23 protein-coding genes are annotated in these 23,386 nt (G+C 56.5%); 13 read left to right on the forward strand and 10 right to left on the reverse strand.

Annotated elements, in window-relative coordinates; genetic code table 11:
- Positions 1-20 precede the first annotated feature (20 nt).
- Positions 21-845: a symmetrical bis(5'-nucleosyl)-tetraphosphatase gene (locus R3F64_RS08060; RefSeq protein ID WP_332610775.1), complete on the forward strand. Its 825-nt coding sequence runs from the start codon at positions 21-23 to the stop codon at positions 843-845.
- On the forward strand, positions 842-1,963 hold the full coding sequence (locus tag R3F64_RS08065; RefSeq protein WP_332610776.1) for a polynucleotide adenylyltransferase: 1,122 nt from the start codon (positions 842-844) through the stop codon (positions 1,961-1,963). Before R3F64_RS08060 ends, R3F64_RS08065 begins: the two co-directional genes overlap by 4 nt.
- A 13-nt stretch (positions 1,964-1,976) precedes the next feature.
- Here R3F64_RS08065 and folK read toward each other — a convergent pair whose 3' ends face one another.
- Both folK and folB read right to left on the reverse strand, forming a co-directional pair.
- A complete protein-coding gene (gene folK, locus R3F64_RS08070) occupies positions 1,977-2,522 on the reverse strand; it encodes a 2-amino-4-hydroxy-6-hydroxymethyldihydropteridine diphosphokinase (protein WP_085917230.1) in 546 nt (181 codons plus the stop codon).
- On the reverse strand, positions 2,519-2,899 hold the full coding sequence (folB, locus tag R3F64_RS08075; protein ID WP_199283892.1) for a dihydroneopterin aldolase: 381 nt from the start codon (positions 2,897-2,899) through the stop codon (positions 2,519-2,521). Before folB ends, folK begins: the two co-directional genes overlap by 4 nt.
- An 80-nt stretch (positions 2,900-2,979) precedes the next feature.
- Between folB and plsY the strand changes: the two genes are divergently transcribed.
- Entirely contained in the window at positions 2,980-3,552 is a 573-nt protein-coding gene (gene plsY, locus R3F64_RS08080; RefSeq protein WP_085917289.1) for a glycerol-3-phosphate 1-O-acyltransferase PlsY, read from the forward strand.
- A 10-nt stretch (positions 3,553-3,562) separates the two neighbouring features.
- Here plsY and tsaD read toward each other — a convergent pair whose 3' ends face one another.
- Positions 3,563-4,612 (reverse strand): tRNA (adenosine(37)-N6)-threonylcarbamoyltransferase complex transferase subunit TsaD, encoded by a 1,050-nt coding sequence (gene tsaD / locus R3F64_RS08085; RefSeq protein WP_332610780.1) that lies wholly within the window; start codon positions 4,610-4,612, stop codon positions 3,563-3,565.
- A 199-nt stretch (positions 4,613-4,811) separates the two neighbouring features.
- Here tsaD and rpsU point away from each other — a divergent pair, with 199 nt between their 5' ends.
- The 3 genes from rpsU to rpoD all read left to right on the forward strand — a co-directional run bounded on the left by rpsU (position 4,812) and on the right by rpoD (position 9,139).
- On the forward strand, positions 4,812-5,027 hold the full coding sequence (gene rpsU / locus R3F64_RS08090; RefSeq protein WP_008956349.1) for a 30S ribosomal protein S21: 216 nt from the start codon (positions 4,812-4,814) through the stop codon (positions 5,025-5,027).
- A 191-nt stretch (positions 5,028-5,218) separates the two neighbouring features.
- Positions 5,219-7,075 carry a DNA primase gene (gene dnaG / locus R3F64_RS08095; RefSeq protein WP_332610783.1) on the forward strand — a complete coding sequence of 619 codons (1,857 nt, stop codon included), beginning with the start codon at positions 5,219-5,221 and terminating at the stop codon, positions 7,073-7,075.
- Positions 7,076-7,294: 219 nt separating this feature from the next.
- Positions 7,295-9,139, forward strand: a complete 1,845-nt coding sequence (gene rpoD / locus R3F64_RS08100; protein ID WP_085917234.1) for an RNA polymerase sigma factor RpoD — start codon at positions 7,295-7,297, stop codon at positions 9,137-9,139.
- A gap of 89 nt (positions 9,140-9,228) precedes the next feature.
- Here the strand turns inward: rpoD and R3F64_RS08105 are convergent, their stop codons facing one another.
- Together R3F64_RS08105 and R3F64_RS08110 are read right to left on the reverse strand one after the other, a co-directional pair.
- Positions 9,229-9,879, reverse strand: coding sequence for a hypothetical protein (locus R3F64_RS08105; protein ID WP_085917235.1), 651 nt, complete (start codon positions 9,877-9,879; stop codon positions 9,229-9,231).
- Between the two features lie 152 nt (positions 9,880-10,031).
- Positions 10,032-10,928, reverse strand: a complete 897-nt coding sequence (locus tag R3F64_RS08110; RefSeq protein WP_085917236.1) for a LysR family transcriptional regulator — start codon at positions 10,926-10,928, stop codon at positions 10,032-10,034.
- A 202-nt stretch (positions 10,929-11,130) separates the two neighbouring features.
- Here R3F64_RS08110 and R3F64_RS08115 point away from each other — a divergent pair, with 202 nt between their 5' ends.
- The 4 genes from R3F64_RS08115 to mtgA all read left to right on the forward strand — a co-directional run bounded on the left by R3F64_RS08115 (position 11,131) and on the right by mtgA (position 14,936).
- A complete protein-coding gene (locus tag R3F64_RS08115; protein WP_233337266.1) occupies positions 11,131-12,111 on the forward strand; it encodes an MBL fold metallo-hydrolase in 981 nt (326 codons plus the stop codon).
- Positions 12,112-12,166: 55 nt separating this feature from the next.
- Positions 12,167-13,276 carry an S-(hydroxymethyl)glutathione dehydrogenase/class III alcohol dehydrogenase gene (locus tag R3F64_RS08120; protein ID WP_085917237.1) on the forward strand — a complete coding sequence of 370 codons (1,110 nt, stop codon included), beginning with the start codon at positions 12,167-12,169 and terminating at the stop codon, positions 13,274-13,276.
- Between the two features lie 72 nt (positions 13,277-13,348).
- Positions 13,349-14,203 carry an S-formylglutathione hydrolase gene (gene fghA, locus R3F64_RS08125; protein ID WP_085917238.1) on the forward strand — a complete coding sequence of 285 codons (855 nt, stop codon included), beginning with the start codon at positions 13,349-13,351 and terminating at the stop codon, positions 14,201-14,203.
- 10 nt (positions 14,204-14,213) lie between these two features.
- A complete protein-coding gene (gene mtgA / locus R3F64_RS08130) occupies positions 14,214-14,936 on the forward strand; it encodes a monofunctional biosynthetic peptidoglycan transglycosylase (RefSeq protein ID WP_199283887.1) in 723 nt (240 codons plus the stop codon).
- 62 nt (positions 14,937-14,998) lie between these two features.
- Here the strand turns inward: mtgA and R3F64_RS08135 are convergent, their stop codons facing one another.
- Together R3F64_RS08135 and R3F64_RS08140 are read right to left on the reverse strand one after the other, a co-directional pair.
- Positions 14,999-15,772, reverse strand: a complete 774-nt coding sequence (locus R3F64_RS08135) for an EAL domain-containing protein (RefSeq protein ID WP_441316940.1) — start codon at positions 15,770-15,772, stop codon at positions 14,999-15,001.
- Between the two features lie 25 nt (positions 15,773-15,797).
- Positions 15,798-16,736, reverse strand: coding sequence for a DMT family transporter (locus R3F64_RS08140; protein WP_332610788.1), 939 nt, complete (start codon positions 16,734-16,736; stop codon positions 15,798-15,800).
- Positions 16,737-16,876: 140 nt separating this feature from the next.
- Here R3F64_RS08140 and R3F64_RS08145 point away from each other — a divergent pair, with 140 nt between their 5' ends.
- The 3 genes from R3F64_RS08145 (at position 16,877) to R3F64_RS08155 (ending at position 20,108) form a co-directional block, all read left to right on the forward strand.
- Entirely contained in the window at positions 16,877-17,266 is a 390-nt protein-coding gene (locus R3F64_RS08145) for a DUF4168 domain-containing protein (RefSeq protein WP_085917241.1), read from the forward strand.
- 204 nt (positions 17,267-17,470) lie between these two features.
- Positions 17,471-19,381, forward strand: a complete 1,911-nt coding sequence (locus R3F64_RS08150) for a DUF294 nucleotidyltransferase-like domain-containing protein (RefSeq protein WP_332610790.1) — start codon at positions 17,471-17,473, stop codon at positions 19,379-19,381.
- Between the two features lies 1 nt (position 19,382).
- On the forward strand, positions 19,383-20,108 hold the full coding sequence (locus R3F64_RS08155) for a 3'-5' exonuclease (protein WP_085917243.1): 726 nt from the start codon (positions 19,383-19,385) through the stop codon (positions 20,106-20,108).
- An 84-nt stretch (positions 20,109-20,192) separates the two neighbouring features.
- On the opposite strand, the gene R3F64_RS08160 is transcribed toward R3F64_RS08155, so the two are convergent.
- From R3F64_RS08160 to R3F64_RS08170, 3 genes are all read right to left on the reverse strand, one after another.
- Positions 20,193-21,836, reverse strand: a complete 1,644-nt coding sequence (locus tag R3F64_RS08160; RefSeq protein WP_199283884.1) for a BCCT family transporter — start codon at positions 21,834-21,836, stop codon at positions 20,193-20,195.
- 38 nt (positions 21,837-21,874) lie between these two features.
- A complete protein-coding gene (locus R3F64_RS08165; protein WP_085917245.1) occupies positions 21,875-22,297 on the reverse strand; it encodes a universal stress protein in 423 nt (140 codons plus the stop codon).
- Between the two features lie 144 nt (positions 22,298-22,441).
- Positions 22,442-23,314, reverse strand: coding sequence for a glycine betaine ABC transporter substrate-binding protein (locus tag R3F64_RS08170; protein ID WP_199283883.1), 873 nt, complete (start codon positions 23,312-23,314; stop codon positions 22,442-22,444).
- Positions 23,315-23,386 lie beyond the last annotated feature (72 nt).

Genomic DNA, 23,386 nt, shown 5'->3' on the forward strand with positions numbered 1-23,386 from the left:
GACCTGAAAGGCCTTCAACAATGAGCACCTATGCGATTGGCGATCTGCACGGCTGTTATGGCGAATGGATGGCCTTGCTAGACACGCTCGGTTTCAACCCGGAGCAGGATACCCTCTGGCTGGTCGGCGACCTGGTCAACCGGGGGCCTGACTCTCTGGCCTGCCTGCGCGAAGCTGAAAGATTGGGCAGTCGCGTTCGCTGTGTGCTGGGTAATCATGACTTTCACCTGCTGGTAGCCGCGCGCGGCGGCGGCAAGGTCAAGAAGAATGCCAGTCTGGAGGCCGTGTTGAATGCGCCTGACCGCGAGCGTTTGCTCGATTGGCTTCAGGGTCAGCCATTGGCGGTGCGTGAAGGGAGCCGGCTGATGACCCATGCAGGTCTGTTGCCCCAATGGGACCTTGCTCAGGTGACATCACTTTCTGATGAGGTGCAGGCGGCATTAGTCAGCGAGACCTCAGGGCGCTTTTTAAACCAGCTCTACGGTAACCACCCGGCTCGTTGGGACAACGCGCTTGACGGCATGGATCGTCTGCGTTGCATTGTCAATGTGCTCACCCGCATGCGCTTTATCAATGCAGAGGGATGCCTGGATTTCGAAGCCAATCAGGGGCTTGAAACGGCACCCGCAGGGTTTGCGCCGTGGTTCCAATTCCCCCGCGACGACGATCCTCAATTGCTGTTTGGTCACTGGGCGGCACTCGGTGGAGAAACGCCTGGTGCCCGTGTGCGAGTTGACGCCCTGGATACCGGCTGCGCCTGGGGCGGGAAGCTGACCGCCCTTGATCTGGCGACGGGGGAGCGTACCAGTGTACCAAGCCATCAATCACAAGGTTCACCACGATGACGGACGCCAGCGATCCGCGTATCGCCGGTCTGGATGTTTACCGAGTGGGTGGGGCGGTGCGCGACAGGCTATTGGGCTGGCCGGTCTATGACAACGACTGGGTGGTCGTGGGCACTACGCCCGATGAGATGCTCAAGCGAGGGTTCAAGCCAGTGGGGCGCGACTTTCCGGTGTTTCTCCATCCTGAGAGCGCTGAAGAATACGCTCTGGCACGCACTGAGCGAAAAGCGGGGCACGGCTATGCAGGTTTTAAAGTGATCGCCAGCCCTGACGTTAGCCTTGAGGACGACTTGCTGCGTCGCGATCTGACCGTCAATGCGATCGCGGAAGCACCTGATGGTACGATGATCGATCCTTTTGACGGCCAGCAGGACATTGAACAGCGACAGCTACGGCACGTCTCCCCAGCGTTTCGCGAAGATCCGCTGCGTGTGTTACGTACGGCGCGCTTTCTAGCACGCTATAGAACGCTGGGCTTTGCGATTGCGCCGGAGACGATGGCGTTGATGGGGGAGGTCAGCCGCAGCGGTGAGCTGGCCTATTTGGCCGCTGAGCGGGTATGGCGGGAAACCGAAAAAGCCTTGGCCGAAGCGCGGCCGGCGAGCTACTTCACCACACTTGACCAGTGTGGTGCGCTGACTACCTGGTGGCCTGAATTAACGCGGGGCAGCTTGGGTGATTGTCTCAACGCTATGTCGCTGGGGGTGAATGATGATGCGCTGGCCGGTGCCGAATGGCGCTATGCGTTGTTGGTTTCGCCGCTGGACGATGCCGCGCGCGAGTCGCTGGCCAGGCGTTTACGGTTGCCGAATGCGGTAGCGCAGCTAGCGCGGCATGCCGCCCTGAGTCGTCACCTGGTGGGAGGAACGCTGGATGCCGCAGCGGTGTCTCACTGGCTCGAGCGGCTCGATGCCTGGCGGAAGCCCTCTCAGGTATATACCCAGTTGACGCTGGTGGCGGCGTTGGCGCCGGAGCATGTTGACGCATTGAACGCCGCTTGGCAGGCCGCGCAACAGGTAAGTCCTCAGTCGTTGATGGCAGAAGGTTTCCAGGGAGCCGAACTGGGCGCTGCGCTAAAAGAGCGCCGTCACATGGCGATCGACAAGACGCTCAATTGACGTGTGGCCGGGCTTAGCGGGCCAGCGCCTGACGCAGTGGTGTGTCGGCCTGGGAAATCCATGTGCCTTGCCATTCGAAATCAATTGCCCATAAGCGCTGAGCGCCCAGTTCAAAGGCTGCCCAGAGCGTTGCATAAGGGGTGCGACAGTGGGGATGGCAGTGTGTGGGCAGGAGTTCGGCCAAGGGCTGCAAGACAAAGGCATTGTAGTTGATTTCGGCGCGGGGAAGCGTGATTCCGTCAACGATGCCGCAGGCGTCACCCACCGTCAGCAGGTCGATATCAAGCGCGCGGGGGCTGTATTTTGCCGTGTCGGGCGTTCGGCCATGGTTGGCCTCCAGTTGTTTGGCCCAGGCCTGTAGCTCACCGGGTGTCCAGTCGCTATGAAACGCCACCACCAGGTTGAAAAAATTGCGCCGATCACTGAAGCCAACGGGTTCGCTCTCGAACACCCGGGATACCTCAAGCGAACCGAAGGTGTCGGCCAGCGCATCAAGGCATAAGCGAATGTGTCTGGCGGGCTCGATATTGCTGCCCAGGCTCACGGTCACTAAGCTCATTGGGTGGTTGCTCCGGTTTCGTCGGGGAGCGTGCCGCGGGTGATTTCCAGGCCGACACTGCGTGCATTGGGGATGGCGCCGGGTTTGTGGACGGTAAGTCGCAGCCAACTGATCGGGAAATCATTGCGCAGGCAGGCGGCCAGGCGCTCGGCGAAGGTTTCCACCAGAGCAAACTGATGCGTATCAGCAAACTGTTGAATACGCTGGCAAATGGCAGCGTAATCCAGCGTGAGCCGAAGGTCATCGGTGGCCGCCGCCGAGCGAATATCGGTCGCCAGCGTTAAATCCAGACGCAGTGACTGATGAATGGTGCGCTCCCATTCGTAGACGCCAATAATGGTATCTACCTCAAGCGCTTCGATGAAAATGCGGTCCATGAGCCTTCCCCAACACAACGAGCGAGCGATTGTACGTGAGCAGAGCGCTCAGCAACAGTAGCCAACGCGAGCACAATGGCATGATATGGATACTAGTGGGATATGCGAGCGGTAGCTGGCTGGCGGCACTTAGCGTCTGCCGCTGGGCAGGGGTGCCCGACCCCCGGCAGCACGGCTCGCACAACCCAGGCTTTTCCAACGTGCTGCGCCTGTACGGCGCCCGTCTGGCGGCAGCCACGCTGCTGCTCGATGCGCTGAAAGGCATGCCGGCGGTGCTCGCCGCCAAGCTGCTGGGCTTTCCCGTCTGGCTTCAGGGGATGGTGGGGTTGGCCGTCTTGCTGGGCCACAGCTACCCGTTATGGCATGGGTTTCGCGGTGGCAAGGCAGTCGCCAGTGCGTTCGGCGTGCTACTGGTATTGGTGCCCGCTGTGGCGCTAATCAGTGCCCTGGTCTGGGCCCTGCTTGCCTGGCGGCTGAAAACAGCCGCGCTGGCATCGCTTTGGAGCGCTATGCTGGCGCCGCTGGTATGCAGCTGGCTGGCACCATCTTATGTGCTGGTGGTTGGCGGGTTCAGCTTGCTGGTGCTGACCCGTCATGCGTTGAATATTCGTCGGCTGAAGCGCGGTGAGGAGCCGCCATTTGGAGGCTCCTGAGAGGCGGCGGCTAAGGCGTGGTTGGTGTCGCCAGGTCGGCGAGCGGCCAGCGCGGTGTGGCCTGCATGATGCCGCTTGCGTCCTGCTCGCCAGCGACGAGTCGCTGGGCACCCACATAGGCGATCATGGCACCGTTATCAGTACAAAAACGTCCGCGCGGATAGTAGGCCTTTGCCTGGCGTTTTTCACAGGCCTGGGCGAGCCGTTCGCGGAGACGATGATTGGCGCTTACACCGCCCGCCACGACCAGCCGCTTAAGGCCGGTTTGATCCAGCGCCCGACGGCACTTGATGACCAGGGTGTCGACAACTGCTTCTTCAAAGGCGCGGGCAACGTCAGCCCGGGCCTGGTCGTCCAGCTTGTCTGCCGTTTCCAGCTGGCGAATAGCGGTGAGGGTGTGGGTCTTCAGTCCGGAAAAGCTGAAGTCCAGTCCCGGGCGGTCGGTCATTGGGCGGGGAAAGCGAAAACGCTCAGGGTTCCCTTGTTCGGCTAGCGCCGCCACGTGGGGGCCGCCCGGGTAGGCCAGCCCGAGCATTTTGGCGGCTTTGTCGAAGGCTTCGCCAGCGGCATCGTCCACCGACTCGCCGAGAAGCTGGTAGTGGCCTAGCCCCTGCACGTTTACCAGTTGGGTGTGGCCGCCGGACACCAGCAGCGCCACAAACGGGAAGTCGGGGGCGTCGTCCTCGAGCATGGGAGCCAGTAAGTGGCCTTCCATGTGATGCACCCCAAGCACGGGAATGCCCAGTCCGCGGGCCATGCCATGGGCGGTGCTGGCGCCCACCATTAACGCGCCGACCAGGCCAGGTCCAGCGGTATAGGCGATACCATCAAGGTCGTGGCGCTCGAGCCCGGCGTCGGCCAGAACTTGCTCAATAAGTGGTAGCAGTTTGCGGGTATGGTCGCGTGAGGCCAGTTCTGGCACAACGCCACCGTAATCGGTGTGCATGGCAATTTGGCTGTAAAGCGCATCGGCGAGCAGACCTTGGCCGCCGGTCAGCGACGTATCGTAAATGGCGACGCCGGTTTCATCGCAGGACGTTTCAATGCCCAGTACGCGCATAGGACAATAACTCTGTGAAAAAATAGATGGCCTATTCTAGCATTCCTAATGGCGATTGGGTGTTAGCATTTGCAAAGCGTGCCCAGCAGGATTAGAATATTGTGCGCTGTAAAACTGAGTCGTGCACTGTGCTCGCATACATGCGTAACGGTGTGCGTACTATCCGAACTCAAGACTCCTTAAGGTAGGTGAGTGCTTAATGCCTTCTGTAAAAGTACGTGATAACGAGCCGTTTGACGTCGCCCTGCGTCGCTTCAAGCGTTCTTGCGAAAAAGCCGGCGTTCTCTCTGAAGTACGTCGTCGCGAGCACTATGAGAAGCCGACTGCTGAGCGCAAGCGCAAAGCGGCTGCGGCCGTAAAACGTCACGCCAAGAAAGTTCAGCGTGAACAAAAGCGTTTCGAACGGCTCTATTGATCCGTACCGAAACACGCTATGTCACTCATGGTGTGTTTCTAGAGGGATGCCGAGCGGCCGCCATCTAGGTGGCCGCTTGTTTTGCGTTTATCCAAGCGTGTCTAAGGTGATCAGGCATCGTCCCTCATGACGATAGTGTCTGATGACATTAGGTTCGCGAATCAGCGCCCCGCGCGAGGATGCCTGCATCCATGGCTGGCCAAATTCCACAGCGTTTTATCGACGATCTTCTCGGCCGCGTTGATGTGGTGGAAGTGGTTGGTGAGCGTGTACAGCTAAAAAAAGCAGGTCGCAACTACTCGGGCCTATGTCCTTTCCATCAAGAAAAAACCCCTTCGTTTACGGTGAGCGCTGACAAGCAGTTCTATCACTGCTTTGGCTGTGGGGCGCACGGCAATGCGCTGCGTTTTTTGATGGAATACGACAAGTTGCCGTTTCCCGAGGCGGTTGAGCAGTTGGCCGGGCGCTTGGGGGTTGAAGTGCCCCGAGAAGGGGCTGACGATCCGCGCGCCCAGCAACGCGAAAAAAAGCGTAAAGAAGGCGTTAATCTGCTTGAGCTTGCCGCCAGCTTTTACCGCGAGCGGCTGAAAATGCAGGAAGGGCAGGACGCCAAGCAGTATTTGCACGAACGCGGTCTTTCCAGTGATGTCATCAGTGACTACGGCATTGGCTATGCACCAGGGGGCTGGGAAGCGCTCAAGCAACACCTGAGCGAGCGGGGTATCAGTGAGTCGGTGCAGATTGAATATGGTCTGTTGATTCACCGTGAAGACACAGGGCGCACTTACGACCGCTTTCGTGACCGGGTAATGTTCCCGATCCGTGATCTGCGCGGTCGTACAATCGCTTTCGGTGGTCGGGTAATGGGTGACGGTCAGCCCAAGTATCTTAACTCTCCGGAAACGCCTGTGTTTCATAAAGGGCGGGAGCTCTATGGCCTTTATGAAGCCCGCCAAGCCTCCAGCAGGCTTGAGCAACTGGTGATGGTCGAGGGCTACATGGACGTTGTCGCCCTGGCGCAATATGGCATTCATAATGCCGTGGCCACTCTTGGTACGGCCACCACGGAAGATCACCTGAGTCGCCTCTTCCGTCTCGTCGGGCGCGTGGTGTTTTGCTTTGACGGCGACCGGGCTGGCCGCGAGGCGGCAAGTCGGGCACTCGAAACCGCGCTGCCGATGATGATCGACGGCCGAGAGGCGCGGTTCTTGTTTCTGCCGGAAGGCGATGACCCGGATACGCTGGTGCGCCGCGAAGGAACCGAGGCTTTCCAGGACCGTGTCACCTGTGCGATGCCGCTGTCTGAGTTTCTCTTTGAGCAGGCAGCCCAGGACCGTGACCTGAATACCGTGGAAGGGCGCGAGCGGTTTGCCAGTCGGGTGCTTGAGGCATTGAAAAAAGTGCCGGATGGCATGCTCAAATCATTGATGCTCGAGGCGCTTGCCAAGCGTAGTGGTTTGACTCAGGAGCAGTTGAAAGAGTTGCTGGAAAAGCGTGTCGAGGCGGCAGCGCGCCAGCAACAGACTCGCGGGGAGGCAGTTGAATCCTCCAGTGCTGAGAGTTCCAGGCCACAGAGCGCTCCAGCGCGTCCGACAGTTCGGGAGCAAGCGTTGTCGCCGGTTGGGCGTATTGTGCAGCTCCTGCTTCACGAGCCCGGCCTGGTGACGAGCCTGCCAGAGAATGATGCATGGTTGCCGGATAGTGACGGGCCGGAAGTCAGTGATGTGCGTCTATGCCGAGAGCTGCTGGCGCTCTTGCGGGCTGGGCGTTATCGCAGTCCTCAGGTGGTTTTGGCGCATTTTCAAGGCAGTGTAGAGGGCTCGCGGCTGGCTGAATTCGCAAAGCGTGAACTGCTGATTCCCCGGTCGACGCGGGAAACAGAGCTAACGGGATTGGTGGAACATCTTAAACATTTGCAGCGCCAACAATCGCCGCGAGAGGAATATGAAGCATTGCTGGCGCAAGAGCGTCATGGACAAAAGCTCGATAAAACACAGCGCCAGCGTCTGGCAAGCTTGGTAATGGAGCTGTCTCAGCGACCACATTGACGCTACTTGCAAAGAGGCGGGTTGAATTATCACTGTACCGCCTCCAAATCAATTGCCACGGGTTAAAAAGTGGCTAACTAATCAACCTAACACACCTGAATGACAGCGCAAATACACAAACTGGAAAAACTCAAGCCAATCACGCTATAATGTTAGGCTTGTTAGGTTTTATGTCAGCGCTTCAGGTGCTTCATTCTTCTTCGTCGAGATAGGGTTTCTATGGCTGGAAATGCACAGCAGCAGTCGCGTCTGAAGGAGTTGATCGCGCGCGGCAAGGAACAGGGTTACCTGACCTATGCCGAGGTCAACGACCATCTACCCGAGGATATCGCCGACCCGGATCAAGTGGAAGACATCATTGGCATGATCAACGACATGGGTATTAGTGTCGTTGAAGAAGCGCCAGATGAAGACACTTTGATGATGTCGGATCACTCCACGGACGAGTCCGCTGCGGAAGAGGCCGTTGCGGCCCTTGCCGCCGTGGAAAGCGACGTCGGTCGCACCACCGACCCTGTCCGCATGTACATGCGTGAGATGGGCACGGTTGAACTCTTGACCCGTGAAGGCGAGATCGAAATCGCCAAGCGGATTGAAGAGGGGACACGCGAAGTCATGTCGGCGCTGGCCTATTTGCCTGGTGCCGTGGCCTCTATTCTGGACGCCTACGACGCGACCCAGGACGAAGAGGCTCCCGGTCGGTTATCCGACCTCTTCTCTGGGTTTATCGACCCGGATGAAGGTATCCCTGGCGTGGCGGAAGCAGAAGTGCCCGAGCCAGAGCCCGTGACAGAAGTTGATGAAGACGTCGAAGGCGACGACGAAGATGATGACTCCACCGCGAGCGAAGGCGGCCCGGATCCCGAAGAGGCGCGTGCGCGCTTCGAGCAGATTCGTGAGCAGAACGCAGCGGTAGAAGCGGCTTTTGCCCAATACGGTCGTGGTAGTGCCGAGCTGAAAACGGAGCAGGCGCGTCTGGCGGTGCTGTTCTCCCCGATCAAGCTGGTGCCCAAGCATTTCGAGCGGTTGGTGGGGCAGGTACGCATTAGCATTGAGCAGGTGCGTGCTCAGGAAAAAGCTATCATGCAGATGTGCGTGAAGAAAGCCAAGGTGCCGCGCAAAACCTTTATCAAGTCGTTTCCGGGGAGTGAGTCAAACCCGAAATGGCTGGATGCGTTTCAGTCCGAGCAGCCCAAGTACGCTGATCGTCTGGAGCCACTGCGCGCCGATATTGCCCGCTCTCAGCGCAAGATTGCCTTTGAAGAGGACATGGTGCAGCTGAAAGTGTCTGACCTGAAAGAGGTCAACCGCAAGCTGTCGATTGGTGAAGCGAAAGCCCGCCGTGCCAAGAAAGAGATGGTGGAAGCCAACTTGCGCTTGGTGATCTCGATTGCCAAGAAGTATACCAATCGCGGTTTGCAGTTCCTGGATCTGATTCAGGAAGGCAATATTGGCCTGATGAAAGCGGTCGACAAATTCGAATATCGCCGTGGCTACAAGTTTTCGACCTATGCCACCTGGTGGATTCGCCAAGCGATTACCCGGTCGATTGCCGATCAGGCTCGTACTATCCGTATTCCGGTGCACATGATCGAAACGATCAACAAGCTCAACCGCGTATCGCGTCAGATGCTGCAGGAAATGGGCCGCGAGCCGACCCCGGAAGAGCTGGGTGAGCGCTTGGAAATGCCGGAGGATAAAGTCCGCAAGGTGCTCAAGATTGCCAAAGAGCCCATCTCCATGGAGACGCCCATTGGCGATGACGACGACTCGCATCTGGGTGACTTTATCGAAGACGGCACCATGTTGCTGCCAATCGATTTGGCAACTGGCGAAGGTTTGGTCGAAGCCACGCGTAATGTGTTGGGCGGCTTGACGGCGCGTGAAGCCAAAGTACTGCGCATGCGGTTTGGTATCGATATGAACACCGACCATACCCTTGAAGAGGTGGGCAAGCAGTTCGATGTGACCCGTGAGCGAATTCGCCAGATTGAAGCCAAGGCGCTTCGCAAGCTGCGTCACCCGAGTCGTTCTGAGCCACTGCGCTCGTTCCTCGACGAATAACAAGGCGTTTCATACCGCATCAAAAAGCCCGCCGTTCATCGAACGGCGGGCTTTTTTCATGGTGATTTCGTATGGCGAGTGCGGTGGCTCTATAGCGACGACAACTTGCGCGCTTGATAAACGCGGCGAGCAAGCAATAACAACTCCAAAGTAGCGATAAGAATCAAGCTGTAACCGAGCAGCTCAACCACTTCTTCAGCGACGCTCTTGAAAGTTCCTGAGTAGCTATCTTCAAGAATCGCTTTCCAGAATTCCTGTCGCCCATATAACCGCGAGAAAATGTAGGTGGTAAGTACACCGGCCGTGAACAAGCCAAAGGCGAAGGTATTGCTGTAATGGGCGAATTCCTCGAGAAAACATTGACGCTGTTTAACCACCCAAGCGAGAGTCGGGAGGATGATCAGTGCAACAAGCACTTTCCAGGTATTGTCAGCAACATAAGTATCCAAAAAGTGATCTTGTTCGCGCACCAGAGAAGCGGCCACGAACCCAAGAAGCAGCAATGTAACGGTGGGCCACACCTTCAGTACCTGCCGAATGTAGATCAGCATCGCGCAGCATGTAGCCAACACCAATGTCTGCGTAAATTCGGTAAAACCAAGTTCTGAAAAGCGGATATCGGGAAGATACAGCGCTTCTAAGTAGGCACCTTGAGCGATAGCGCCAATAAATAATACGTACAGCACGGCACGTAGAAAGAGGGTTTGAAAGCCGATTGGCCAGGAAGAGGGAGGCGACATACCAACGTCCTTTGTGGGTAAGCAGTTATGCTAAGCAGAAAGAAAAAACATGCCTGGATGGACGTTCATTATATCGTCATCTTTCTGTGACCGCACGTCGAACTAGCATGCCGTTGTCGCGATTCGGATGTCGACCTTGCCTGGGTGAGGGGTTAACGCCATTGAGTGTCAGGTAGCACCTGATCAATATGCTCGACAAGATAATCCACCAGTTGGCGTATCTTGGGTGAAAGATGCCGATGGCGGGGGTAAACCGCCCATACCCCGGTATCATGGTGCTGAAAGGGTTCCAGCACGGCGACCAGCTCTCCACTGGCAAGATAAGGTGCGACGTAGTAGTCAGGTAGTTGCGCAAGGCCAAGGCCCTTCCGTGTGGCGTCGAGCAGGGCTGGTCCTGAGTTGGCCTGCCAGCAACCGTTGACCTTGACTTCACGTCGCTGGCCATTGACCTCAAACAGCCAGTTGGGTCGCGAGCCCACCAGGCAGCGGTGCTGGCTCAGCTCGCCCAGCGTATGCGGCCGGGTCGCCTGGCGAAAGTAGGCTTGCGAGCCGACAATATATTCGCGGCGTTTGCATAGGCGACGCGCAATCATGCTCGAATCCTTGAGCACCCCCATGCGAATCGCTATATCAAAGCCTTCGTCAATCAGCTCGACCGGACGGTTGGTAAAGTGCATCTGCACGTCCAACTGTGGGTGCAGGCACTGGAAGTCGTTGACCAGCGGCGCGATATAGCGCTCTCCAAACGTCGTCGCTGAGGTGAGTTTCAACACGCCGTGAGGTTTGCCCTGTTGTTCGCTCAACACCTGTTCGGCATCACGCAATCCGTCGAACAGGTGCCGACAGTGTTCCACATAGATAGAGCCGGCATCGGTCAAGCGGATCTGGCGGGTAGTGCGGTAAAGCAACTGAACGCCCAACTGATTTTCGAGCTGGCTGACCAGGCGGCTGGTGTGAGAGGTTGATACCTTGAGGTGGCGCGCTGCCGCCGAGAAGCTTTCCAGGCGGACTACCTCAATGAAAGCTTCAATTCGATCCCAGCGCTGCATAAGGAACTTACCTGCTGTTAAATGGATTGTTGCACAGTGGCAATAATCTTATGAGTGTATCCCGGTTTATCCCTGCCGACTAGCTGACCTACACTGTGACTAGTTAGGGCATTGCGTACCAGCGTTGTAAAGTAAATGCGCAATCGCTGCGGGCAGGTTTATCGGCCGTGGCGGATTTTTTCGTAGGCTAAGGAGATGACGAGTGTCTCATCATGTATGGATTCCACGAGTAGGCAAGGCATCACTGTTGCTGGCCATGGGAACCTCGCTAAGCGCGGTGGCGGCCCCTGACCAACGGCCGGAGCAGGTATCAGGCTGGTTCAGGATGATGGTTGATGACCATGAAGTCACGGCGCTGTACGACGGCTATACGGCGATTGAAACACAACTGCTAAAAGGCATGGAGCAAGCGGAGATACGTGAGCACCTGAATGCGTTGTTCATCGACTCCGAAGATGGCGTTCAAACCGCTGTTAATGCTTTTCTGATCAATACTGGGGAGAACCTTGTTCTGGTGGATGCGGGTTCATCTGCGTGTTTTGGCCCGACACTTGGGCATGTCGAAGACAACATGCGTGCGTCCGGTTACCAGCCAGAAGATGTGGATACTATTCTGATGACCCATCTTCACCCCGACCATGTTTGCGGGTTGACCCGTGACGGCGAAGCTGTTTATCCCAACGCCGAGTTGCGGGCCAGCCAGCAGGACGCCGATTTCTGGTTGAGCGAGTCGCGTGCAGAAGCGGCCGATGAAGGCCAGCGTGCCTTTTTCGAGATGGCTCAGGACGCTGTTGCGCCTTATATAGAGGATGACCGGTTCACACCGTTTGAGCCGGGTGATGAGATGCTGATGGGGATCGTGGCCGAGGATACCCATGGGCATACCCCCGGTCACACCAGCTTTATGCTGAGTGGAGACGATGATGCCATGCTGGTGTGGGGCGATGTGGTGCATAGTTACGGCGTACAGTTTGATGATCCCACGGTCGCCATCGAATTTGACTCTGACCCCGAGCAGGCCATTAAAACCCGCCAAGCCGTGCTTGAAGAGGCGGTCGAAGGCAAGCACTGGGTGGCCGGGGCGCATATGCCGTTTCCTGGCATAGGCCATATTATTCAGGATGAAGAGGGTTATCAGTGGCTACCCATTGAGTATCAACCGGTCACGTCCGACGAAGAGTGAACCATGCGCCCGGACTGAGTGGCGTGAACAGATAGGCTGTAGAGGAGCAATAGTAATGAAGTCACGTGCGGCGGTAGCACTGGAAGCGGGCAAGCCTTTAGAGCTTGTCGAGATTGATGTAGAAGGGCCCAAAGCGGGTGAAGTGCTGGTCAAGATGGCGGCGACAAGCGTTTGCCACACGGATGCCTATACGCTTTCAGGCGCTGATCCAGAGGGGAATTTTCCTTCTGTGCTGGGCCACGAAGGTGCCGGTGTGGTGCAGGAGGTTGGCGAGGGTGTCACCAGTCTCAAGCCCGGTGATCACGTCATTCCGCTTTATACGGCCGAGTGCGGACAGTGCAAATTCTGTCTGTCGGGCAAGACGAACCTGTGCGGTAGCGTTCGTGCCACCCAGGGCAAGGGGGTCATGCCCGATGGCACCTCGCGCTTTTCCCTGGATGGCAAGATGCTTCACCATTACATGGGGACGTCCACGTTCAGCGAATATACCGTGCTGCCCGAAGTATCCCTGGCAGCGGTGTCCAAAGAGGCGCCGATGGATAAAATCTGCCTGTTGGGCTGTGGCGTGACCACCGGCATTGGGGCCGTCATGAACACGGCCAAAGTGGAACCTGGCGCGACGATTGCCGTATTTGGCCTGGGCGCGATCGGCCTGGCGGTCATTCAGGGCGCAGCCATGGCCAAGGCGTCGAAAATCATCGCTATCGATGTCAATCCGGACAAGTTCGAATTGGCCAAGCAGTTTGGTGCCACGGACTTCGTGAACCCGAAAGATTACAGCGACCCGATTCAGCAGGTCGTGGTGGACATGACCGATGGCGGGGTGGATTACTCCTTTGAGTGCATCGGCAACGTCAATGTCATGCGTTCCGCGCTGGAGTGCTGCCACAAAGGGTGGGGCGAATCGATCATCATTGGGGTCGCCGGTGCGGGTGAGGAAATCTCCACACGGCCTTTCCAACTGGTGACCGGTCGGGTCTGGAAAGGCTCCGCCTTTGGTGGTGTGAAAGGCCGTACCGAACTGCCGGGCTATGTAGAGCGTTATATGAACGGTGAGATCAATATCGACGACTTTATTACTCATGATATGCCGTTTGAGAAGATCAATGAGGCCTTCGATTTACTGCACGCAGGCCAGAGTATTCGTACCGTCCTGCATTACTGAGTATGATAGTGCCTACAACAAGGGGCGCGGCGGGGAGACCCGCCGCGCTTACTGCTTTAAAGGAGCCTGCTCATGAGCATGAGTGAAACCCTGGAATTAGTGTCGGCCAACCGCAGCCACGGTGGCTGGCATAAACGTTATCGGCATTACTCTCGCGCCTTGGACTGCGACATGGTGTTCGCGGTTTATTTGCCACCTCAAGCGGAGGAAGAGCGGGTGCCGCTGTTATGGTGGCTCTCGGGACTAACCTGCACCGACGAAAACTTTATGCAAAAAGCGGGTGCGCATCGCCTGGCGGCAGAACTGGGTATCGCGATCGTCTGTCCCGATACCAGCCCGCGTGGTACTGACCTGCCCGGCGAACACGATAGCTATGACCTGGGTTCCGGCGCGGGCTTTTACGTCAATGCCACCCAGGCACCGTGGAAGCCGCAATACCGTATGTACGATTATGTGATTGAGGAGCTGCCATCGGTCGTTCGTCAGCATTTTCCGGTGAACGGTCGCGAATCCATCAGCGGGCATTCGATGGGCGGCCATGGCGCACTCATCATGGCATTGCGCCATCCAGGGCGCTTTCGTTCCGTATCGGCATTTGCCCCGATCGTTAACCCGATGAATTGTCCGTGGGGAGAAAAGGCGTTTTCCAACTACCTGGGTGACGATCTGGCACAATGGCGCCAGTACGATGCCTGCGAACTGGTGGCTAACGGCGCTTCGCGGCAGCGGCTGTTTATCGACCAGGGAGAAGCCGATCAATTCCTTGAAGAGCAGCTCAAGCCCGAACGCCTTGAGACCGTGTGCGAAGCGCACGACCATCCTCTGACTCTGCGTCGGCAACCTGGCTATGACCATAGCTACTTCTTTATTGCGACCTTTATCGATGACCATCTTCGCTACCATGCCGACCACTTGTTGAAACGGTGAGGAAGCTTTCATGTTGAAACGTACGCTACGTCGCTCATTCAGTTGGCTATGGTGGTGGGTATGGCGTGGCGTATTTCTGTTTGTGGTGCTGTCAGTGAGCCTGGTGATGCTGTTTCGAGTGGTGCACCCACCGGGATCAATGGTCATGGTGGAGCGTAAAATCCAGAGCTGGATTCACAGCGAGCCGATACAGCTGCAGCGGGAATGGCGGAGCTGGCCACAACTTGCCGATTCTGCAAAAGTGGCGGTCATGGCGGCAGAAGACCAGCGGTTTCCTCATCATTACGGTTTCGATATCACTGAGCTACGCCGCGCCTTGCGGGCCAGCATGGAGGGTGGGCGCTTGAGGGGAGCCAGTACCATCAGTCAGCAAACCGCCAAGAACGTTTTTCTATGGACGGGCAGAAGCTGGGCGCGTAAAGGACTCGAAGCCTGGTTTACCGTGCTTATTGAGCTGATCTGGGGCAAACAGCGAATCCTCGAAGTCTACCTTAATGTCGCCGAGTGGGACGCCGGGGTGTTTGGGTTGGAAGCGGCCGCGCAGCACTACTTTGGTGTCCCGGCCGACGCGCTGACAGATCGCCAGGCCAGTCTGCTGGCAGCCATATTACCTAGCCCGCGAACACGCAGTGCCTCGCGTCCAAGCCCTCAGGTGGAGCAGCGTAGCCAATGGGTGCGCCAACAGATGCGTAACCTGGGTGGTGCCGACTATTTACGACACATCGTCGATTGATGACATTGTGGGGTCACCACAGGCGGCGGCAAAGAGTCGCCTGCCTGGACCGCCTGGCTAAATCAGTCGTAAAGGGTGTCGTCGATAACCGCAAGCGCTTCCAGTTGCGGGCGGGCAAAGTAGTAACCTTGCTGTACCGGGATGCCCAACGCCATTAAGCAGCGCGATTCCTCACGGGTTTCCACGCCTTCCGCTACTAATTGAGTGCCCAGCGTATCCGCCAGGGCCACCAGACTGCGCAGAATCGCCTGACGGCGCTTGTTGCTATTGCAGTCCATGACAATCTCACGGTCAACTTTCAAAGTGTCCGGGCGCAGGTCGGTGAGCAGATCCAGGTTTGCGTAGCCGTTGCCGAAGTCATCAAGGGAGGTGGTAAAGCCCATCGCGCGGTAGCTTTCGATAATGTTACGCATGTGCTGCCGGTCCTGAACGCGCTCGGTCTCGGTGATCTCGAAGTTCAGTCGCTCGGTGGGCCATCCCACTCGCTGAGAGGTTTCCAGGGTCGCCTGGATACACGCCTCCGGCTCGTAAACAGCATTAGGCAGGAAGTTGATCGATAAACGTGCCTGCATCCCTAGCGCGCTGGCTAATTCAATCGCTTTAATGCGACAGGCTTGATCAAACCGATAGAGCAAATCGTCGGTGACCTTTCCCAGAATCGATCCCGCCGACTCGCCATCGGGTCCCCGCACTAGCGCTTCGTAATAAATCACCTGCCGCGCAGCGACATCGACAATGGGTTGAAAGGCCATGGTGAAGGCAAAAGGCACCGGGGTATCGCACCGGTTACAGCGGCCATCCACTCGCGCGCAATGGTGATATTCAGACGTCTTCATACTAGCCCTGAGAATTTCTATATCGTTATGTTGGTGACACTTTGGCAGCGGGTTTGCGCACCGTCAGTACGACGCCGACAATGGCAATGAACATCCCGCCAAGCCCTATCCAGGAAAGCCGTTCATCGAATAGCCACCACGCTTGTAGTGCGGTAACGGGTGGCACTAGGTAAAACAGGCTTGCTACCCGAGATGCCTCGCCGCGCTTGATTAACGCCATCAACAGCAGGATAGCGGCTATCGATAGAATCAGTACTAACCAGCCCAGCGTCAAGATAAAAGTGAGTGACCAGGTGACGTCCCGGGTCTCGAATAACAGCGCCCCAATGCCCAATACCCCGCCCGCAGCCAGGTATTGAATGACGGCCCCAGAAAGCAGCGGCATACGCGTGCAAAAGCGTTTCTGGTAAAGCGTACCCAGCGAAATGCCCATTAAAGCGGCCAGGACACTCAACAAGGCACCCAGGCCAAAGCCGCTGAATAGCGATTGCCCCAGATCAAGTTGGCTGCCCAACACGGCACTGATGCCGAGCAAACCCAAACCCAGCCCCAGCCATTGTTGTTTTGCCAGGCGCTCGCCCAACAGCGGGCCGGCGCAGGCCGCCGTCAGCAGGGGTTGCAGGCCGACCAACAGCGAAGCCAGGCCGGCAGGCATGCCAAGGGAAATCCCATAGAAAACGCCACCTAAGTAGGTGCCGTGAACAAGGAGACCTGAAATGGCGATATGCGTCCATAACCTGGGTGATGAAGGCCAGGATATTTTAAGTACCCATACCAGCGGCGTCAGCAGTAGCACCGTCATCACAAAGCGAATAAATAGAAACGTGAAGGGCTCTGCGTAGGGAAGGCCGAACTTGGCGCCAATAAAGCCGGTGCTCCAAAGCAGCACAAACAGTACAGGCATGGCGAGTAATCCGAGTGACGCGGCATCCCGTTGGCGTACGAGCGATATAACACCTTTCATAAGGCTCTCAATGTCCAATATGGTTGAGGGTGAGTGACTTGATATTCTTTTTGTTACATTACTTTACTTAAAAGGTTGAACCTCGACGCTATGTCCGCGTCACATAAACCACATTCATAACGAGTTAACCGAGGTTTTTTATGCAACGTATGACTGCCCTGTTTTCTGCCGCACTGCTCGCCACTGGCCTGATGACGGCAACGGCTCATGCCCAGCAGGATCAAGAGTCCACACAGGACTCAATGGCCACCCAAGAAGCAGCTCCGACTCAAGATTTTTCTGATGAACAGCTGCAACAGTTTGCCGATGCGTCACAAGAAATCGCGGTCATCTCTCAGGAATATACTGAGCGTCTGCAGGAAGCCGATGACGAAGCCGCTCAGCAGGAAGTCCGCACCGAAGCCAATGACCGCATGATCGAAGTCGTCGAAGACAGTGGCCTAGATGTTGATACGTTCAACGCAATTGGTCAAACAATCCAGCAAGATCCTGAAATGATGCAGCGTGTTCAGGAAATGGCGGAATCGTAAGCAGTCTTTGAGCGTTGCACCCGCTTGTAACGTCATTCCATGACATCGCTATGTAGCGGTTGCAAAGCCCGGCGCGAAAGCGCCGGGCTTTTTCATGGTTAGGGTTTACGCGTCTTTTGCTTCGCGCCACACTTGTATAAATGCCCGTATCAACGTGGATACGAGGTCACGTTGAAGTCCGGTTATACGGTCTGGGGAGAGAGCATGGACGTCGAACTACTAGAAATACGTCAGCATATGGGGCAGCACCCCCCTTTCGATAGGCTTTCGGACAGCTTGCTGGATGAAATCGCCAGTAGCGTCGAAGTCAGTTACTTCAAGACCGGCAGCGATATTCTGGCGCTGAACGAGACGATGTCCGACCTGTGCTATATCCGTAGCGGTGCGGTCGAGGTGTATCGAAGGCAGGGTGATCTCTATAACCGGCTGGGGGAAGGCGATATCTTTGGCCACTTCAGCTTATTGCGTAACCAAAAGGTGCGCTTTCCTGCCAAAGCTATTGAAGACACGCTGCTTTACTTTATCCCCAAAACTGTATTTCAGCAGTTGTGCGAAGAAGACGAGGACTTCGCTGACTTTGTTGAAGTGGAACGTCCGCGACTGGAAACCGCCGCAGAGCAGCAAAAGAAATCCAACGACATGATGGTCACGCGTATTCGCAAGCTGGTGGCGCGTTACCCGGTTATGGTGGAAGCATCGACCACAGTGCAGCAAGCGGCTCAGCAGGTCAGCCATGCACAAGCCTCAGCCGTTCTGGTGCTCAAAGAAGGCAGCACCAATCCGCGTTACAGCTTCAAGGACAGCGAAGGGCAAACGTGGCAGGTATGCGGCATCTTGACCGATAGCGACTTTCGCACCCGGGTCGTGGCTGAAGGGCTTTCGCCTCAAACGGAGGTAGGGGAGGTGGTCTCTTCACGGCTTATCACGGTTCAGTCGGACGTTTCGATCTACGAAGCGATGCTTACCATGCTGCGTAACAACGTTCATCACCTGCCGGTGCTTTATCGTCAGCGACCCATGGGGGTGGTGCACCTCTCCGATATCATTCGCTATGAAACCCACAGCGGACTTTACCTGGTGAGCAATATTTTTCACCAGTCGAGCATTGAGGGGCTGGCGCGTCTGGCACCTGACGTGAGTGCCTCCTTTGTCCGGATGGTGCAGGAGGGGGCCAACTCCCACATGGTGGGCAGTGCACTCTCGACCATAGGACGCAGTTTTTCGCGCCGTCTGTTGGAGCTTGCCGAGGAAAAACTGGGTCCGCCGCCGGTGGCCTACTGTTTCATGGTCAACGGATCGATGGCACGCAATGAGCAGAGTATTGTCACCGACCAGGATAATGCGCTGATTCTGTCGGATGACTTTGTTCCCGAAGAGCACGACGACTATTTCAAGGCGCTGGCGGACTTTGTGAGTGAGGGCCTGGATGCCTGTGGTTATACCTACTGCAAGGGCGACGTGATGGCGACCAATTCACAGTGGCGCCAGCCGTTGAGTGTCTGGAAAAGCTACTTTACCGACTGGATCAATAACCCGACCCCGGAAAGGCTGTTGCACAGCTCGATCTTTTTCGATCTTGATAGCCTCTATGGCGAAGATGTTTTTGTAGAAGCGCTCCAGGATCTGATTGCTGAAAAAGCTCCCCAGTCACCGCTCTTCTTAGCCGCCATGGCGCGCAACGCCCTGAATCGAACGCCACCGCTGGGTTTTTTCCGGACCTTTGTGATGGAAAAAGACGGCAAGCATAATAACTCCATCAACTTGAAGCGCCGTGGAACAGCACCGATGGTCGATCTGATTCGCGTACATGCATTGGCCTGTGGCTCAAAAGCCCAGAACACTTTCCAACGGCTGGACGACATTGCCAATACGCAACTCCTGGCCACCGGCATGAGCGACAAGTTGAGCTATGCCTTTGAGTTCATGTGCATGTCGCGCATTCGCCATCAAGTGATCGATCTGCAGGAAGAGCGCGTACCCGACAATAATATCGAGCCGGAGAACGTGGCCGATAGTGAACGGCACAACTTGAAAGATGCCTTCCAGGTGCTCAGCAATGCGCAAAAATTTCTGAAGTTCCGCTATCCCGTGCCATCTAGCCGGGCGGGACGCTAATATGACATTGATTCGCCCGCGTCGGAAAATTACCCAGGCAGACTGGGCGCTATATACGCAAAAACGTGCACCGCTGGCGCAGGATCCGGCCATTCGGCGTTTTTTCGAGACGCCACCTCCGAGCCTCGATACACCCATTGCCGAGGTGCCGATGGTCGCACTGGACATGGAAACGACGGGGCTAGATGAGCGTCGCCATGCCATTGTGAGTATCGGGCTGGTGCCGTTTACGTTAGGGCGCATCAAGCTTGCCGAGCGTCGCTACTGGGTGGTGAAACCGCCGCGCCCGCTTAATGAAGCCTCAATTACCTTCCACCACATCACCCACTCCGAGATAGCCAATGCCCCGGATCTGGATGCGATTATCGATCCCCTGCTGGAAGCCTTGGCAGGGCGGATCGTGGTGGTGCACTTTCGCCATATTGAACGCCCCTTTTTGGATGCGGCGATCAAGTCACGGCGAGGTGAGGGCGTCATGTTTCCGATGATTGATACGATGTCGCTCGAGGCGAGGCTTCACCGCCAGAAGCTATGGGCGCGTTTTCGTCGTTGGTTGGGGCGCCCGCCGGTCTCTATTCGTCTTGATGCCAGCCGCCGTCGCTACGGGTTGCCGAGTTACCAAGGCCATCATGCGCTGATTGATGCCATGGCGACAGCGGAGCTGTTGCAGGCACAGATTGCAACGCACTATGAGCCCAGCACGCCCTTGAGGGCGCTCTGGACTTGATGCCCCAAGCGTCACCAACATCTTTCTGAGCATAAAAAAACGGGCAGCCCAAGGCTGCCCGTTCAAGTTTGATGCAAGGATCTTTTAGACGGCTTTTGGCTCGCTCATCAACCCTTTGATAATGGCATAGCAGGCCACCAGCAGGATGATCGTGAACGGGAAGCCGGTCGAGACGGCCATGGTCTGCAGCGCGGTCAGGCCACCACCCAGTAACAGCGCAATGGCGAGGGCGCCTTCGATAATCGCCCAGAACACGCGTTGCGGTTTGGGAGCATCGACCTTGCCGCCAGCGGTAATTGAGTCAATCACCAGCGAGCCTGAATCCGACGAGGTCACGAAGAACACGATGACCAGCACAATGGCCACGAACGACGTGATCTGCGACAGCGGCAGTTGCTCCAGCATGATGAACAGCTGCAGATCGATACCTGCATCGCGAACGGCGTCAATGCCCTGGCTGAGGTATTGGTTGATCGCCGTACCGCCAAAGGTGGTCATCCACAGGACTGACACGATGGAAGGCACGAGGAGGACTGATACCATGAATTCGCGCACGGTACGGCCCCGCGATACGCGGGCGATGAACATGCCGACGTACGGAGACCAGGAAATCCACCATGCCCAGTAGAAGGCCGTCCAGCCTTGGCTGAAGTTGGCATCTTCGCGGCCAAACGGATTAGACAGCGCAGGCAGGTGCACCACGTAGTTAAGCAGGTTTTCAAAGAAGCCTGTGGCAATCAGCAGCGTCGGTCCGACCGCAATGACGAAGAACAGCAAGGCGGCGGCCATGGCGATGTTGATCTTGGATAGCAGCTGTACACCTTTATCTACACCGGCCAGTATCGAGCCGATCGCGATGATCGTGATGCCGATAATCAGCAGAATCATGGTGATATCGGATTCAGGTGCACCAAACAGGTAGGTCAAACCGGCAGCGGCCTGCGTGGCGCCCAGGCCTAGCGAGGTAGTCAGGCCAAACAGTGTGGCAAACACGGCCAGAATATCGATAAGGTGACCCGGCCAGCCCCATACGCGTTCGCCCAGAAGGGGGTAAAATACCGAGCGCATGGACAGCGGAAGCCCTTTATTGAACGCAAACAGCGCAAGGGACAATGCTACCACGGCGTAGATCGCCCACGGGTGGAGGCCCCAGTGGAAAATCGTCGCTGCCATGCCCAAGGCGGCTGCGCCTGCTTCGTCGCCTTCAGCACCGCCCAGCGGTGCCCAACTGCCACCGTCAAAAGACGTGCCAAAGTGGGTCAATGGCTCATTGACGCCGTAGAACATCAGACCAATGCCCATGCCAGCGGCAAACAGCATCGAGAACCAGCCCATATAAGTAAAATCAGGTTTGGCATTGGCACCGCCAATCCGGATTTTGCCTAATGGGGAAATGATCAGGCCGATACACAGGATGACGAATATGTTGGCCGCCAGGATAAAGAACCAGGCGAGATTGCCTGTCAGGAAGCTGAAGACTGAGTCATAGATTGGCGCGATGGTGTCTTGCAGGGCCAACGTGAGTATGACGAAAAGCAGTACGACGATGGAGGAAATGGTGAAAACCTTGCCATGTAGGTCAAGGTTAACCCCCATCGTTTTGGTGGTGATGTTGTCCTGGCCGATAACGTAATCGGTATCGATCAGGTTGGCTGGCCCCTCCGGAGCAGGAATCCCTTCCGAAGGAGCGTTCTCATCTGGCGATTGGTCTTGCGATTTGTTATCCACAAAGTTGCTCCCTTATTTATTTACAACAATATGTCGCTTTATTTGCTCGGGCGAAGCAGGAAGACGGATGCGTCGGTGTGTGTGGCTACCTTGCCGCCATGAGAGGGCATGACAATATCCAGATGGCGTGGCAAATGGGTCGCCATCATGACCAGATCCGCGCCCGTTTCATCGATCGCTTTCACCAACAAGTCGTCAACATTGGCAACCGGGTCGGTCGAGCTATAGACCTTGATGCTGACGGGCTGCCCATGAACCTTATGGCGGTCCTGAGCGAAGGCGTCCAGCTTTTGTTCGTACTCTTGGGGTGTGCGGGCGATGCTGGTAGGGGTGTTGGCCGTAACGCCGACGTAGGTAATTTTCGCGTCGTACTGTTTGGCCATGTCCGCGACAACGCTTAAAGCGGGCTCCAGCGTTTCCAGGTGGGCAAGATCCACGGGCACCATAATGTTCTTAAACACGGCAATCTCCTCACTATACTTTTGTAATGATCAACATTAGTCAAATATATGCCGGTCATCGCTATGGTTTAGACGAGATGTAAACAACTGAACTGGTGCGCAAGGTACGCACCAGTTCATCTCTTCTATCTACCAGGCAAGGAATTAGTTGTTAATCCATTCCTCTACTACGTCCTGGTTATCTTCAACCCACTGTTTGGCATTTTCGTATGGGTTGCTGTCTTCTTCCTGATTCATGAGCATGACCTCGCCCATCTGTTCAGGTGTCCACTCGAAAGCATCGAGAATGGCATAGGCTTCCGGCATGTCGTCTTTCAGGCCATCGCGCACGACAGTGTGAATCTGCTCGGCGCCACCATAGACGTTTTCCGGGTCTTCCAGGTATTTCACGTCAAAGCGGGCGAACATCCAGTGCGGTGTCCAGCCCGTCACGACGATGTCTTCCTCGTTTTCAATAGCGCTTGCAAGTGCGGCGGTCATGGTGGCACCGCTGCCGCTGCGCAATTGAAGATCAAGATCATAGGTATCCACAACCTCTTCGGTGAGGGACATCAGGCCCGCACCAGGATCAATACCGATAATCTCGCCGTTAAAGTCATCGGCGTTGTCGTTCAGTTCAGCGATGGAATCGACATCGGTGTACTCAGGAACCACCAGGCCCAGCTTGGTGCCATCCAGGTTTTGACCGAGGTCTTCAACGTTGTCGCCAACGCGTTCCATATAGTTCTCATGGGTCGAAGGCAACCAGGCAGCCACAATAGCGTCGGCATCCCCGGTAGACAGTGCCTGGAACATGGCAGCCGCCGAGAGAGATGTCATCTCGACGTCGTAGCCTTCTTGCTCAAGTACAGCGCGTACCACGTTGGTTGACGCGACTTCAGACGACCACTCGACATAAGCCAGGTTGATAGTGCCTTTATCCTGAGCCTGAACCATGCCACCAGCGGCAAGGCCAGCGCCTGAGATGAGTGCCAAAGAGGCGAGACGGATACGGCGATTCAACATACGAGTTTTCATTCACTTGCTCCCTTAGATGGAGAGGTAGTAATTAGCTACCTCAGACAACGTCGTGGTTACTTCGTATCACTC

The organism is Halomonas sp. 5021 (genome assembly GCF_036663435.1).
In the GTDB taxonomy this organism is placed as follows: domain Bacteria; phylum Pseudomonadota; class Gammaproteobacteria; order Pseudomonadales; family Halomonadaceae; genus Vreelandella; species Vreelandella janggokensis.